The sequence below is a fragment of the Staphylococcus durrellii genome (assembly GCF_015594545.1).
Lineage (GTDB): Bacteria > Bacillota > Bacilli > Staphylococcales > Staphylococcaceae > Staphylococcus > Staphylococcus durrellii.
Window position 1 is genome coordinate 21560 of record NZ_JADIIO010000001.1, and the last position, 15089, is coordinate 36648.

The following is a 15089-nucleotide window of genomic DNA, read 5'->3' on the forward strand; positions in this document are numbered from 1 at the left end:
ACTATATTTTTGCTTTATCGTACGTTTTTTGAGTGGTTTTGGAGTTGTGCTTGATATGGAAGTATGTATTAAATATTTAATGCAACTTACCTTTAAAAGCTGTTAAAACAACGCTTTGAAGGGGTGAAACAACATGTTATAAAGAAACAAAAATTTAGAATGTGCCCAATTTTAATGTTCGATTTTTGTTTGCATTATTACTATTCTATTGGTAGAATACTTAATGGTTAATTGAGAAAAACTTGGAGGTGCTCATATGTCATCAATCGTAGTCGTTGGGACACAATGGGGAGACGAAGGTAAAGGTAAAATTACAGATTTCTTAGCAGAACAAGCAGATGTTATTGCACGTTTTTCAGGTGGAAATAACGCAGGTCACACGATTAAGTTTGACGGAGAAACTTATAAATTACACTTAGTACCATCTGGTATCTTTTATAAAGATAAATTAGCAGTAATTGGTAATGGTGTAGTAGTAGATCCAGTCGCATTATTAAAAGAGTTAGATGGCCTAAATGACAGAGGAGTTTCTACTGATAATTTACGTATTTCAAATCGTGCGCAAGTTATTTTACCTTATCATGTAAAACAAGATGAATATGAAGAGGAGCGCCGTGGAGACAATAAAATAGGCACAACTAAAAAAGGTATCGGACCTGCTTATGTAGATAAAGCACAACGTATCGGTATCCGTGTCGCAGATTTATTAAACAAAGAAACGTTTGAAACACGTTTGAAAGAAAATATTGAATATAAAGGTGCATATTTCAAAGGTATGTTTGGAAAAGATTGCCCATCATTCGATGAAATCTTTGAAGAATATTATGCTGCTGGTCAACGTTTAGCACCTTTCGTTACAGACACAGCTAAAGTATTAGATGATGCATTCGTTGCAGATGAAAAAGTATTATTTGAAGGTGCTCAAGGTGTAATGTTAGATATTGATCATGGTACATATCCATTCGTAACATCAAGTAACCCAGTTGCTGGTAACGTTACAGTTGGTGGAGGTGTAGGTCCTACATTTGTATCTAAAGTTATTGGTGTATGTAAAGCGTATACTTCTCGTGTGGGTGACGGGCCGTTCCCTACAGAATTGTTTGATGCTGATGGGGATCACATTCGTGAAGTTGGCCGTGAATATGGTACAACTACAGGACGTCCTCGTCGTGTAGGTTGGTTTGACTCAGTTGTATTACGTCATTCTCGTCGTGCAAGTGGTATCACTGACCTTTCAATTAACTCTATCGATGTGTTAACTGGTTTAGATACTGTGAAAATATGTACTGCTTATGAGTTAGATGGTAAAGAAATCACTGAATATCCAGCTAACTTAAATGAGTTACAACGTTGCAAACCAATTTTTGAAGAACTACCTGGTTGGACTGAAGATGTTACAAGTTGCCGTACTTTAGATGAACTACCAGACAACGCACGTAACTATTTGGAACGTATTTCTGAACTATGTAACGTACGTATTTCTATCTTCTCAGTCGGTCCTGACCGTAATCAAACAAACTTACTTCAACCTCTATGGGAAAAATAAGTTTTAGCTAATATAAAGAACCCTGTAAATGACGTCTAGTGGCGCATTTACAGGGTTTTATTATGTTATTAGCAATGTTTATAGCGAAAGTCTAAAATAGCTTGTGCGCCAATCTCATAACCTGGTTCAGTATGAGATTGAACGTTTTTAACTTTTTCGATATTTTGTTGGTAAGTTAGTCGATTGGCTAACATTTCTTCTACAGTGTTACTTAAGTGTTCGGCATTAATCACATTAGCATCTAATTGCTGTCCGATTTTTAAATTTTCAATTTGATGTGCTACGACTGGTTGATCTGCACTTTGAGGAAATGCAAGTAATGGTACATTTAACATAATGGCCTCGTTCGTACTATTCATACCAGCATGAGTTAAAAAGAGGTCGGCATGTTTTAGCACTTCGACCTGTGGTACATAGTCTTTAATAATGACGTTGTCTGGTATCATCTCAAAATCTTCAGCTTTATTCGTCTTGCCAATTGAAACGATAACTGTCGCATTAATATTATTGAGTGCAGAAAAACATTTGTTGAAAAAGGCTACATTTTGATTAAATATAGTTCCTAATGAAACGTAAATGATAGGACGGTCTTTGTTAATATTATCCATAAAACCTGTAGGCTGAGGTGGTAATATTGAAGGTCCGACAAAATTAAATTTGGTGTTATCGAATGCATCATATTCAAGTTGGAATCCTTTTGTTACGAATGAAATGTTAAAGTCGCCAGGGTTGTTCATGACTTCGTGGCGTGATGGTACTTTTACGTCGTATGTTTGCTCAACATGCTCTTTTAATGTATCAAATACGAGATTTGCGGATTCGAGTTCATCTTGGTCTAGTTTTGAAGCCATAAAGTCTGTGAAACTATCAAACATAGGTTTAGTTTTAGCAAATGATGTAATCGCTGAAACGGTTGGAATATTAAGTTTTTGAGCGATTAAATAGCCACAACCAAACATTGAATCATGGATTAAGTAATCATAGTGCTCGTCTTTAGTTTCTTCTAATATTTGAGGCATGATAACATCCGCAGTTTTTAATAAACCGTTAATAACGTGAAATAAATGCTTTAATCCAAAAGAAGTAAAGGCGGATACTATTTTATCAGTAGATATAGTGCGAATTTCTACACCAGTATCTTTAAATTTATCTACATATTGGTCGCCCATATAGTATACGACTTCTTCTCCTCGATCTACCAATGCTTTGCACAACGCGATATTGGGATTGATATGGCCTTCTGAACCGGTATTTATGAATAAAACTTTTGCCATTGATAATGCCTCCTATGATGTAATATTCAATAATTCTATCAAATATTATTGAAAACAAAAAATATTTTAATATTATTAATTTGTTTTTCAACGTTAAATTCGACCTTAATCCAAAAGGAACCTCTAACGTAAGTCAGTCAGAGGTTTGTCAGTGGGGAAGTCTACTCTACGATTAATGTGATAGTATTTCTATCATAAAATTACCTGGCGCTTTAACATAAAAAGTATATCCGTGAGGGGTTTGTTTTGGGGAAGGAGCTTTATGGCCATCAGCTTTAATACGGGCATGTATTTTATCTACATCTGACGTTGAAGGTTGAGGAAAACCGACATGGAAAGATTTAGGGTATGTTACGTTAGCACCTTGCATTAAAGTTAAAATAAAACCTTCAGGACTGATTAAAACTTCCGGATTGCCACCTTTCTCAGTTTTCATATCAAAATCAAAATACGTTAAAAAGAAATCACGTGTTGGGGCTATTTCTTCTACTGTTAAATTCAAATGTTTTAACTCCATAATAAATTTGCCTCCTATTATTTAATATATTGTCATTCTAAGCTAGCCTATTTTAATGGACAATCCGTAAATAGATGGATTATTTTGAAGGTTAAATAAAAATGATTCTGAAATGATTGATAAAATAATAATTAAAACAAAAGTATTATGTATTAATGAAGGTTTATCTTTTGGTATTTAACACAGTATTAATTGGGTGTTATATAAAGACAACGTAATATTAAAGAGTAATAACAACATTATTTAGTAGACTATATGATCACAATTACCACATAATAAAATTCAAGCCGTAACTAAACTATAGTATCACTACACGGCGAATGTAGGTGAGCAAAGTAATTTTAGCTTAGACAAAATTTCATTAATGCAACAAAGCAAATAATGTAGCAATCAATGGTGACCATATTTACTTTGATATACAAAGCGCTAAAAAATAATAGTATTTGCAAAACATAACGCAATAGAAGTAACATTCGCAGTAACAAAAGGAACTTTTTTCTGAAAGACTATTAAGTAAACATTACGTCAAAGGAAAAGTAGTAAAACTAAAAGAGGGAAGCATTCAAATTGACCATTCATTAAAATCTAAGAGCATTTGTTTTATCGTCAAAAACGGTGATACGATACAAAAACGTAATTAGGGGCACATATCGGTTCTAATTAATACGTGGGCTGGGCCAAGATGTTTCAGGCTAAAATATTGTCTGGATTATAAAAAGATACTGGGAAGTTTAACGGCCTTTTTTGAATAGATTAATGTGAAGCAGCATTAATTATTCTATTTGGTTAAAAAATAATAGGAAATTGTACTATGTAACCTCATTTAAGTTAATAAAAAATTTAAAGAAAAAATTTAAAAAAATAGCTTGTCATCACTAATGAGAGTTGCTATAATTATTTTTGTGCTTACGACAGGCTCCTTGGTCAAGCGGTTAAGACACCGCCCTTTCACGGCGGTAACACGGGTTCGAGTCCCGTAGGAGTCACCAATTTTTTGGTCTCGTAGTGTAGCGGTTAACACGCCTGCCTGTCACGCAGGAGATCGCGGGTTCGATTCCCGTCGAGACCGTATATGCCCATCCAATAGGATGGGCATTTTTTGTATTAAATTTTAAAGATGTGTGTTTCTTATGAAGTTATAGATAATAAAATGTATTGTAAATTTGCATTAAATAACAAAATAGTTTAGAAATGAAACGGGTAATGCTATTATTATATAATCTACAAATTTAATTTTTCGTTTGTATAAATAGAATTAGTACGTCATAAATGGTAAATTATATAATAGAGTAACGTGTAGACAGAGAACATAAGTACACAATTTAGAAATGAGGTTTATATATGGCTAGAAAAGTTGTTGTAGTCGATGATGAAAAACCAATTGCTGATATTCTAGAATTTAACTTAAAAAAAGAAGGTTATGAAGTATATTGCGCTTACGACGGTAACGATGCAGTAGACTTAATATATGATGAAGAACCAGATATCGTATTATTAGACATTATGTTACCAGGACGTGATGGTATGGAAGTATGTCGTGAAGTACGTAAAAAATTCGAAATGCCTATTATTATGTTAACGGCTAAAGACTCTGAAATTGATAAAGTTTTAGGTTTAGAGCTAGGTGCAGATGATTATGTTACGAAACCGTTTAGTACACGTGAATTAATTGCGCGTGTGAAAGCTAACTTACGTCGTCATTATTCACAACCAGCTCAAGAAGTTAATGATGAAACAAATGAAATTGTCATCAAGGATATTACCATTTATCCAGATGCTTATTCAATTAAAAAACGTGGCGAAGATATCGAGTTGACGCACCGTGAATTTGAATTATTTCATTATTTATCAAAACATATGGGTCAAGTAATGACACGTGAACATTTATTACAAACTGTTTGGGGCTATGACTATTTTGGTGACGTACGTACAGTAGACGTAACAATCCGTCGTTTACGTGAAAAAATTGAGGACGATCCATCACATCCAGAGTACATTGTGACACGTCGAGGCGTTGGATATTTCCTCCAACAACACGAATAGAGGCCTAATTAATGAAATGGCTGAAACACTTTCAATCTTTACACACGAAGCTTGTTATTGTCTATGTATTGTTAATCGTTATCGGTATGCAAATTATCGGTTTGTATTTTACCAATAGTCTAGAAAAAGAATTAACACAAACATTTAAAAATAATATTTCTCAATATGCGAAGCAAATAGAAATTAATATAGAAAAAGTTTACGATGATGATGATTCTGTCAATGCACAAAAAGAAGTTCAGAACTTATTAAACGAATACGCTAACCGGCAAGAAATTGGGGAAATTCGTTTCATTGATAAGGATCAAATCATCATGGCTACGTCTAAGCAGTCTACCCGTAGTCTTATAAATCAAAAAGTGAATGATAACTCGATTCAAAAAGCATTATCGCTTGGTGAAGCGAATAGCCACACTATGTTGAAAGACTATGGAAATGGAAAGCAACGTATGTGGGTCTATAATTTACCGGTTAAAACGTCTAAAGGCACTATCGGTGTCATTTACATAGAAGCAGACATTAATGACGTTTATAATCAATTAAATAATATCAACCAAATCTTTATTATAGGTACAGGGATATCCCTATTGATCACCGTTATCCTTGGTTTCTTTATCGCACGAACGATTACTAAGCCAATTACGGATATGCGTAACCAAACGGTAGAAATGTCTAAAGGTAACTATACACAACGTGTGAAAATATATGGTAATGACGAAATCGGTGAGTTAGCCTTAGCATTTAATAACTTGTCCAAACGAGTGCAAGAAGCACAGGCTAATACTGAAAGTGAAAAACGGAGGCTCGACTCAGTTATTACACATATGAGTGACGGTATCATAGCCACTGATAGACGTGGTCGTATACGTATCATCAATGACATGGCGTTAAAAATGATGGGTACCACGAAAGAAGACATTACAGGTTATTTTATGTTAAATATTTTAGGCTTGGAAGAAGACTTCTCGCTTGATGAAATTCAAGAAAGTAATGATAGTTTCTTATTAGATATTAATGAAGCGGAGGGTATTATTGCACGCGTGAGCTTTAGTACCATCGTACAAGAAACTGGTTTCGTAACTGGATATATCGCTGTGCTTCATGACGTAACAGAACAACAACAAGTTGAACGTGAACGTCGCGAATTCGTGGCAAATGTATCACATGAATTACGTACACCTTTAACTTCCATGAACAGTTATATCGAAGCATTAGAAGAAGGTGCATGGAAAGATGATGACTTAGCACCGCAATTTTTAAACGTAACACGAGAAGAAACAGAGCGTATGATTCGATTAGTTAATGATTTATTACAACTATCTAAAATGGACAATGAATCTGATCAAATTACGAAAGAAATTGTAGACTTCAACATGTTTATTAATAAAATTATTAATCGACATGAGATGGCAGCAAAAGATACATCATTTGTACGTGAAATTCCAAATGAAACAATCTTTACTGAAATCGATCCAGATAAGATGACACAAGTATTCGATAACGTTATTACAAACGCGATGAAATATTCTCGTGGTGATAAACGTGTCGAGTTCCACGTGAAACAAAACGCACTTTATAATCGAATGACGATTCGCATTAAGGATAATGGTATTGGTATACCTATTAATAAAGTAGATAAAATTTTCGACCGTTTCTATCGTGTAGATAAAGCACGTACACGTAAAATGGGAGGCACTGGTCTAGGGCTTGCCATATCAAAAGAAATCGTCGAAGCGCACAATGGTCGTATATGGGCTAACAGTGTTGAAGGGCAAGGTACGTCAATCTTTATTACACTTCCTTGTGAAGTAATCGAAGATGGTGATTGGGATGCGGAGTAAAGAGTTATTTAAAACGATTATCCTGTCCCTTCTTGTCCTTATGAGTGCAGTTCTAACATATATGACATGGAACTTTTCACCTGACCTAGCCAACGTTAATAGTCACGACAGCAAAGATAAACATACAAACACAATTGGTAAGCCTTTAAAAGGCGGTATGCCACAAACAGTTACACCATATCAAATTATTCATTCAAACGGAGATAAGACAGAAGGTATGGATGCAACGAAGCATAATGTTAAATCATTAGTCAAACCTTTAAAAGACCAACGTGTTACACATTCTGAACGTATGCTTAGTCAACATAATTTAATCATTCCTGATTTAAGTAATGACTTTGTGGTACTTGATTTTACGTATCAAATGCCTTTAGCCACATATTTAGGCCAAGTATTAAACGTTAATGCAAAAGTACCTAACCATTTTAATTTTAATCGATTACTTATCAATAAAGACCATAACGGTAAATTAAAATTATATGCCATCAGTAAAGATAGACATGAAGTTGTGCGTATGACAACCACAGCGAAAAGTTCCAAAATGGCACAAGCTTTAAAAGATAATAGTAAATCGATGTCGCCATATTCAGACATCATTACGAACAAAGATACTATTGATAAAGCAACACATATATTTGCGCCAGAAAAGCCTAGACATTTAAAAACCTATCGAACAATTTATAATCGAATTAGTGTAGACGCGATGAATTCAATCTTATTCAATGATTCTGTCGTCGTACGTAGTGCTAACAATGGCACGACAACATACAACAATAATACCGGTGTGGCTAACTATAATGACCAATCAGAAAAGTACCGTTATACTAACTTGTCTGAAGACGAAGACAAGACTAAAAACATGAAAGAAACCATACCAAGTACATTTAATTATATTAATGGCCATGGTGGTTTTACCGACGACTTTAGATTGTTTGGTACCGACAGCGATACAGGAGAATTAACATATCAATTATTCTTAAATGGGCGTCCTACTTTTAACACAGATAATTTAAATCAAATTAAAGTAGCTTGGGGTAAAAAAGGTATATTTGGTTATTCTAGAGCTCTACTAAAAACGAACGTTACGATTGATAGTGGTGGAGATAGTGATAATTCACTACCTGGTGCTGAAGAAGTACGTGCTTCCTTGGCCAATAATCCACAAATTGATTTTGAAAAGGTGACGAATATTGCACTGGGTTATACGATGAATGATAAACCGGACAATAAAGACATCGAAATCCAACGTAATAGCGAGTTTAAGCCACAATGGTATATTGAATATAACGGCAAATGGCATCCATACACTAAAGATGGGAGGCTAGAATAAATGAACTGGAAACGTGCTAAAACATTATTTATTTTCGTATTTATTCTAGTGAATATAAGCTTAATCATCATTTATATCGATAAAGTTAATAAATCCCACATTAATGAAAGTGATGGCGTCAATAAGGTAAACTTTAAACAAGAAGAGATTGAAATACCTAACAACCTTCAGCGTGTGAAGGGCGTTAAAATGCAACTCGTTACTGCACGTACAAAAGATTTTACAGACTATGCTAAAAATAAAAAAGACGTAGAAAGTGCTGCGAATGGTGATATTGCTAAATCTGATTTAGCTCACCATATTAGTGTGGGTAAGGATAGCTTCACTAATCTAAAAAACTTTATTAAAAATAACGTGTATAAAGGCGATAGTTACGCGATGAGTGATGTGACAGATAATAAAGTTATTCTAGAACAAACTTATAACGCCTTTCCTATTATGAATAATAATAAAGCACAGCTAACTTTTAATTTAAATAAAGACAAACAAGCGACGAAATATAAACAAACAGCGATGGAATCAATCAAACCTTCCAAAGGCGAGAATAACGAAAAGAAACAAGTCATCAGCGCAAGATCGGCCATCGAAGCTTTATACTACAACCGATATTTGAAACATAAAGACGAAGTGACCCAAGTAAGACTTGGATATTATACGGTCGTTAAAGAACCGAACGTTCAAGTGTTAGAAGGCAACTGGGAAATTAAAGTTAAGCATAAAGGTCAAAACAAAGTGAAAACATATTATGTTGAAGCGGTTAACAAAAGCCCTAAAATAATAGAAGAATAAAGATAAAAAAAGAGCGAAACATAGTAATTATGCTTCGCTCTTTTTATTTGGAAAGAAATTGCTACCTTATAAAAATAAAATGACCCAAATTTATTTTTAGCGAGTATATTAAATGGAGTCCTAATTTTTATAATTGGTAGCGCTTGCATAAAATATAAGAAGTGCTACAATGTGTTTATATTATTTTTTAACATCTTACTTAAACGTTTAAGGAGAATAACATGACTCAACGTAAACCTACGCTTCATGACGTCGCCAAACTTGCTGAAGTATCCATTGCTACGGTATCAAACGTGCTAAATGATAAAACTAACGAGTTAAGTGACAAAACAAAAGCAAAAGTGTTAATTGCCATCGAAAAGTTAAATTACGCACCCAATCAATTCGCACGCGGTTTGAAGACGGGTCAATCTAATATAGTGGCATTTATCGTACCTGATCAAAATCCTTTTTTCACAGAAGTATTAACTTCACTTAATGATGCTTGCCAACAACACAATTTACAAGTGGCAGTAGCTTCTTCAGAAGAAAATGAACAGCGTCAAAATGAATTGATTGATATTTTTTTAACACAAAATGTAAGCGCTATTATCGTCGCACCTGTAACTTCACAACTTGCTATTAAAGAAGAGTGGAAGAAAATTCCTATTTTAACACTTGATAGAGAAGTTGCAGATAGTAAATTGCCATGTATTAGTGTTAACAACGAAGAAGCTGCATATAAAGCTACGGAGAGATTGATAAGCCAAGGCGGTAAACGCATAGGCTTGCTATTAGCCAACCCAGAAATCGGTACTACGACACGAAGAAGACAAGGTTATGAATTAGCACTGAAAGATAACAATAGAGAGTTAGACGAGAACATAATTTATTATAGTAATTTAAGCCAAGGTACCGAGGCACAAGTGGAGAGTGGTTACCATTCAACATTAAAATTATTACAAGAAAATGTTCCAGCAATTCTAGCAACCAATCATTTATTACTACTAGGTGCATTGCAAGCTTGTAAAGAAATGAACAAAGTGATTAGAGAAGATGTGATTATCATTGGTTTCGATGATAGTTATTGGAACGAAATTTTCACGCCACGATTATCTGTTATTTCACAACCTGCAAAAGAAATCGGTAAAGTTGCAGGGCAAATGGTTTATGACTTAATTAAAGGTGAACACGTAAAGTCTTTAAAGTTAACTACAGAATTAATCATTCGAGATTCTTGTTCATTTCTATAATTGAAACATTCATATTGCGTGAGTGTTTTCAATTAAAACTTAAACGTTTAAGCAAGATTGATATAAGGGGGTAACGAATTGAACAATAATGTTAAAGAAAATACTTGGATGGGTATTCCTAAAATCATTTTCGTAGCATTAATTGCAATTTTCATATTTATGACAGGTGACGGTATTGAGCAAGCCTTTTTATCTAAAAATATAGTAGATATTGGCTTTTCACATTCACAAGCTTCGATGGTCTTTACAGTATACGGAATTATGGTTGTAGTGGGTTCATGGCTAGCAGCCGTACTATCGGATGTTTATGGTCCTAAAAAAGTTATGGTACTAGGTACGATGATTTGGTTAGTATTCCATGTATTATTCCTTATATTCGGAATGAGTATGGAAAATTATAGCATGATGCTAATTATGTACGGTATCCGAGGACTTGGCTATCCATTATTTTTATATGCTTTTTTAGTATGGGTTACTTACATTACAAACAAGACACGTTTAGCAACAGCTATCGGTTGGTTTTGGGCAATGTACTCAGTAGGTATGGGTGTTATTGGCACATATTTACCTAGCTTTACTATCCCACACATCGGTTTTATGGGTACACTCTGGATGTCACTTATTTGGATAATCATTGGTGGTATTATCGCCTTTATTACAGTGGGTAAACATGACGTTAGACCTAATGCACATAAGCCAACTAAAGAACGTTTTAGTAAAGTGTTGTCAGAAATAGGTGTCGTTTACAAAAATCCTAATATAATTAAAGTCTTTATTGTAAGAATCATTAATCAGATATCATTATTTGGTTTAGTCGTTATTTTCCCATCATTATTTACCGATGACATAGGTTTCACGACGCAACAATGGTTATGGGTATGGGGAACAATGCACATTACATGTATTGTCGGTGATGTGGCTTGGGGTATTATCGGTGACCGCATTGGATGGAAACGCCAAGTTATGACCTTTGGTTGTATTGGTTGCGGTATTACGACGCTATTATTCTATTATTTACCGGTATGGAGTGGTGACGTATTCTCAATAGCGGTGTTATGTGCTGTGTTATTCGGTATTACACAATCAGCATTCGTGCCAATTTTTGCTATTTTCACAGCATTAGAACCAGACCATATTGGCGCTACATTATCATCACATAACTTAGCAGCCGGTTTAAGTAATTTCATAGCACCAGCATTAGCTTCTTTATTCTTACCATTATTCGATGTTGTAGGTGTCGTATGGGTCTTCGCAATATGTTACTTTATCGGTGCAATCATTACGTACTTCATTAAAGTTTATCAACCAAGTATTGATAAAAAGCGCGGTGAACTTTCTCATGTTCATCACAATGAACGTACGCAGCAAATTAATAGTTAATTAAGATAAGAGGGATATAATGAAAAACGTCGTATTAGGGATAGATTTAGGTACGAGTTCAGTGAAAACAATTGCTGTTGACCAACAAGGGGAAGTCATTACTACAGTGAGTGAACCGTTAGAACTTATACAAAATTTCCCGGGACATAATGAACAAAATCCAGAGGCATGGTTTGAAGCTACTAAAAATGGAATCAAATCAATCATCCAAGAATCAGCGATGCAAGATAAACGTATAAAAGGCATCTCATTTTCAGGCCAAATGCATGGACTTGTACCACTAGATAAATCACGTAAAGTTATACGTAATGCGATATTATGGAATGACACACGTACAACAGAGCAATGCCAACAATTAGCGAAGCGCTATGGCGATACACTACTGAAAAATCCTATTTTAGAAGGATTTACTTTGCCAAAATTATTATGGATGAAACAGCAAGAGCCTGATAATTGGAGTGAACTGGATGTATTTATTTTGCCTAAAGATTACGTTAGATATCGTTTAACTGGTGAATTGCATATGGAATACAGTGATGCTGCAGGAACGTTATTATTAGATCCTAAGACGAACGAATGGGCAGAAGACATTGCAAACGACCTTGAACTAGGTGATATCTTTCCACCACTTGTAGCATCTCATTATCGCGTCGGCGTAATAACTGATGAATTATTGAACGAACTAGGCTTGGAAGAGGAAATAGCCGTCTTTGCTGGAGGCGCAGATAATGCATGTGGCGCACTCGGTGCAGGCGTCATCAACGAAGATCAAACACTATGTAGCATTGGGACATCAGGCGTAATCTTAGCACCAGAAAATAATGAAGGATTGAATTACGGTCATAACATTCATTATTTCAAACACGTTTTACCCAATACTGCATACGCAATGGGCGTGACGCTAAGTGCAGGTTATAGTTTAAATTGGTTCAAAGAAACAGTATTTCCAGAAACATCATTTGAAGATATGATCGAAGTGGCGTCACAAACGAATATCGGTGCGAACGGATTACTTTATGCACCCTATATACAAGGAGAACGTACACCACACGGCGATGCTACTATACGTGGTAGTTTTATCGGTTTAAGTGGTTCGACGACAGCCGGTCAAATGGCACGTGCAACGATAGAGGGTATTACTTACGCACTTTATGAAGCAATTGTCTTTATGCGCCAAGCAGGTAAATCAATCGATCATATTATTTCAATTGGCGGAGGGGCTAAAAGTGATTTTTGGCTACAACTGCAAGCAGACGTCTTCAATACTAAAGTAAGTAAATTAAACTACGAAGAAGGCCCTGGCATGGGCGCCGCAATGTTAGCAGCAGTAGGATTAGGTTGGTTCGAGTCTTTCGAAGATTGTGCTAAGCAATTTATAAGTACAAGTACGACTTATACCCCTAACGAAGAAAAACATCAACGTTACGCACAGTATTTCGAAATTTATCAACAAGCTTACGCACAAACAAAAGATTTATCACGACAACTTTTATCAATTGAACAAAGTTAAGGAGGAATTTATAATGGCACAACAAATACCACAAAAAATGAACATTTCATTACTTAATAAACCTTTCGATATGGAATTAAAAGAAGTAGACGTACCAGAAATCGGTCCACACGACGTCTTAGTCAAGGTTATGGCTGTAGGCGTTTGCGGTTCAGACGTCCACTATTACGAACATGGCAGAGTAGGTGAATTCGTTGTAGAAAAACCGCTTATCTTAGGTCATGAATGTGCAGGTATCGTTGCAGATGTAGGTTCGGCAGTAACTAAATTTAAAGTAGGCGACCGTGTAGCGATTGAACCAGGTGTAACATGCGGAGAATGTGAATACTGTAAAGCAGGGCAATATAATCTTTGTCCACATGTAGAGTTTTTAGCGACACCTCCAATTGATGGGGCGTTCAGTCAATATATTAGCCATCCAGAAGGCTTTTTATTCCATATTCCTGACTCAATGACTTATGAACAAGCCACACTAAACGAACCATTTTCAGTAGGCATTCAAGCATGTAAACGCGCCAATGTTCAGCCAGGTTCTACTGTAGTGATTATGGGCATGGGTCCAGTTGGTTTAATGGCTGTCGTTGCTGCTAAAGCCTTTGGTGCGACTAATATTATCGTGTCTGACTTAGAACAAATTCGTCTAGACGAAGCATTAAAACTCGGTGCGACACATACAATTGATATTAAAAAAGAAGACGTTAACGAACGCATTAAAGAAATCACAAACGGCGACGGTGTAAACTATGCCATTGAAACTGCAGGTAATCCGACAGCACTCAAAAGCGCTTTAAGTTCATTAAAAAATGGAGGCACACTCGCTATCGTTGGTTTACCACAACAAGAGACAAACGACCTAAACATTCCATTTATTGCTAACCATGAAATTAACATCGTAGGTATTTTCAGATATGCCAACACATATCAAATGGGTGTAGAAATGTTAAATTCAACTGCTGCAGATCTTGATTCAATGTTTACAGATGAATACAATTTGGAGGATGCACAACAGGCTATGGAACAAGCACGTACAAACAAAAGTGGTTCATTGAAAGTGATGGTTTATCCAAATGGTAAACCTGCAGAGTAAGATTTGTGCTTTAATAGAGGTAGAATTTAAAATTTTGCACATTTAGTGTCTGGAATTTTGATTCGGATATGAGTCGATTAAAATATTTGAAGAGTCTGGGGGAAATATTAGCTCCAGACTTCTTTTTATATTGGCAGTAGATGACGGAATTGAAAATGCGTTTGTATCAGGCTTTTTTCAACGCTAGTCATCCTTGCCGGAGCGGGGATAGAAAATCTTTTTATACAAATGAGATTTTTGTCCCGCTCCTTTTTATTTATGTGGATAAAATATTTAGCAGTTTTGAAGTAACAATAATTATAAAAGTATGGTCGTTGTATAGGCATAAAGTAACTTGTTATAGTATAATATAATAGTGTTTTTAATGAACGGCTTAATAACAATACTTATAACTAATTTATAGCATGAATTACATACGACAATCGTGGAATGTTAACAGTCGAAGCGGTTGCACGATATGTACGTTTAATAGGGAAGACTACAGGAACAGTGCAGTAAGATTGCACGTAGTGTAGAAATTAAAAATTGTAGTAGTTTAGA

General features: G+C 35.2%; 11 protein-coding genes and 2 tRNA genes. 11 read left to right on the plus strand and 2 right to left on the minus strand.

Going from position 1 to position 15089, the window contains the following annotated elements; all coding sequences use genetic code 11:
• The first annotated feature begins 256 nt into the window (after positions 1-256).
• Positions 257-1546 carry an adenylosuccinate synthase gene (locus ISP02_RS00090; RefSeq protein ID WP_195719607.1) on the plus strand — a complete coding sequence of 430 codons (1290 nt, stop codon included), beginning with the start codon at positions 257-259 and terminating at the stop codon, positions 1544-1546.
• Positions 1547-1614: 68 nt separating this feature from the next.
• Here ISP02_RS00090 and ISP02_RS00095 read toward each other — a convergent pair whose 3' ends face one another.
• The gene (locus ISP02_RS00095) at positions 1615-2820 is read right to left on the minus strand and encodes a macrolide family glycosyltransferase (protein ID WP_195719608.1); all 1206 of its coding nucleotides are present in this window, start codon (positions 2818-2820) and stop codon (positions 1615-1617) included.
• 172 nt (positions 2821-2992) lie between these two features.
• Entirely contained in the window at positions 2993-3337 is a 345-nt protein-coding gene (locus tag ISP02_RS00100) for a VOC family protein (protein ID WP_195719609.1), read from the minus strand.
• Positions 3338-4251: 914 nt separating this feature from the next.
• Between ISP02_RS00100 and ISP02_RS00105 the strand changes: the two genes are divergently transcribed.
• From ISP02_RS00105 to ISP02_RS00150, 10 genes are all read left to right on the plus strand, one after another.
• Positions 4252-4326 (plus strand) — tRNA-Glu (locus ISP02_RS00105).
• A gap of 7 nt (positions 4327-4333) precedes the next feature.
• Positions 4334-4406: transfer RNA gene (locus tag ISP02_RS00110), tRNA-Asp, on the plus strand.
• 272 nt (positions 4407-4678) lie between these two features.
• Positions 4679-5380 carry a response regulator YycF gene (gene yycF / locus ISP02_RS00115; RefSeq protein ID WP_061854124.1) on the plus strand — a complete coding sequence of 234 codons (702 nt, stop codon included), beginning with the start codon at positions 4679-4681 and terminating at the stop codon, positions 5378-5380.
• A gap of 11 nt (positions 5381-5391) precedes the next feature.
• Positions 5392-7221, plus strand: a complete 1830-nt coding sequence (gene walK, locus ISP02_RS00120; protein WP_195719610.1) for a cell wall metabolism sensor histidine kinase WalK — start codon at positions 5392-5394, stop codon at positions 7219-7221.
• Positions 7211-8551: a two-component system activity regulator YycH gene (gene yycH / locus ISP02_RS00125; RefSeq protein ID WP_195719611.1), complete on the plus strand. Its 1341-nt coding sequence runs from the start codon at positions 7211-7213 to the stop codon at positions 8549-8551. The genes walK and yycH overlap by 11 nt, the downstream gene beginning before the upstream one ends.
• A complete protein-coding gene (locus ISP02_RS00130) occupies positions 8552-9340 on the plus strand; it encodes a two-component system regulatory protein YycI (RefSeq protein WP_195719612.1) in 789 nt (262 codons plus the stop codon).
• 221 nt (positions 9341-9561) lie between these two features.
• Positions 9562-10572 carry a LacI family DNA-binding transcriptional regulator gene (locus ISP02_RS00135; RefSeq protein ID WP_195719613.1) on the plus strand — a complete coding sequence of 337 codons (1011 nt, stop codon included), beginning with the start codon at positions 9562-9564 and terminating at the stop codon, positions 10570-10572.
• Positions 10573-10650: 78 nt separating this feature from the next.
• Complete coding sequence (locus ISP02_RS00140; protein ID WP_328805993.1) at positions 10651-11952, plus strand: MFS transporter; 1302 nt, start codon at positions 10651-10653, stop codon at positions 11950-11952.
• 19 nt (positions 11953-11971) lie between these two features.
• The gene (gene xylB, locus ISP02_RS00145; RefSeq protein WP_195719614.1) at positions 11972-13462 is read left to right on the plus strand and encodes a xylulokinase; all 1491 of its coding nucleotides are present in this window, start codon (positions 11972-11974) and stop codon (positions 13460-13462) included.
• Between the two features lie 13 nt (positions 13463-13475).
• Complete coding sequence (locus ISP02_RS00150) at positions 13476-14549, plus strand: NAD(P)-dependent alcohol dehydrogenase (RefSeq protein WP_195719615.1); 1074 nt, start codon at positions 13476-13478, stop codon at positions 14547-14549.
• Positions 14550-15089: the final 540 nt, after the last annotated feature.

Excerpts from the sequence above, each read along its gene's own strand:
- walK (WP_195719610.1), top strand. The coding sequence starts at position 5,392 with ATGAAATGGCTGAAACACTTTCAATCTTTACACACGAAGCTTGTTATT.
- xylB (WP_195719614.1), top strand. The coding sequence starts at position 11,972 with ATGAAAAACGTCGTATTAGGGATAGATTTAGGTACGAGTTCAGTGAAA.
- ISP02_RS00130 (WP_195719612.1), top strand. The coding sequence starts at position 8,552 with ATGAACTGGAAACGTGCTAAAACATTATTTATTTTCGTATTTATTCTA.
- ISP02_RS00135 (WP_195719613.1), top strand. The coding sequence starts at position 9,562 with ATGACTCAACGTAAACCTACGCTTCATGACGTCGCCAAACTTGCTGAA.
- ISP02_RS00150 (WP_195719615.1), top strand. The coding sequence starts at position 13,476 with ATGGCACAACAAATACCACAAAAAATGAACATTTCATTACTTAATAAA.
- yycH (WP_195719611.1), top strand. The coding sequence starts at position 7,211 with ATGCGGAGTAAAGAGTTATTTAAAACGATTATCCTGTCCCTTCTTGTC.
- ISP02_RS00100 (WP_195719609.1), bottom strand. The coding sequence starts at position 3,337 with ATGGAGTTAAAACATTTGAATTTAACAGTAGAAGAAATAGCCCCAACA.
- yycF (WP_061854124.1), top strand. The coding sequence starts at position 4,679 with ATGGCTAGAAAAGTTGTTGTAGTCGATGATGAAAAACCAATTGCTGAT.
- ISP02_RS00095 (WP_195719608.1), bottom strand. The coding sequence starts at position 2,820 with ATGGCAAAAGTTTTATTCATAAATACCGGTTCAGAAGGCCATATCAAT.
- ISP02_RS00090 (WP_195719607.1), top strand. The coding sequence starts at position 257 with ATGTCATCAATCGTAGTCGTTGGGACACAATGGGGAGACGAAGGTAAA.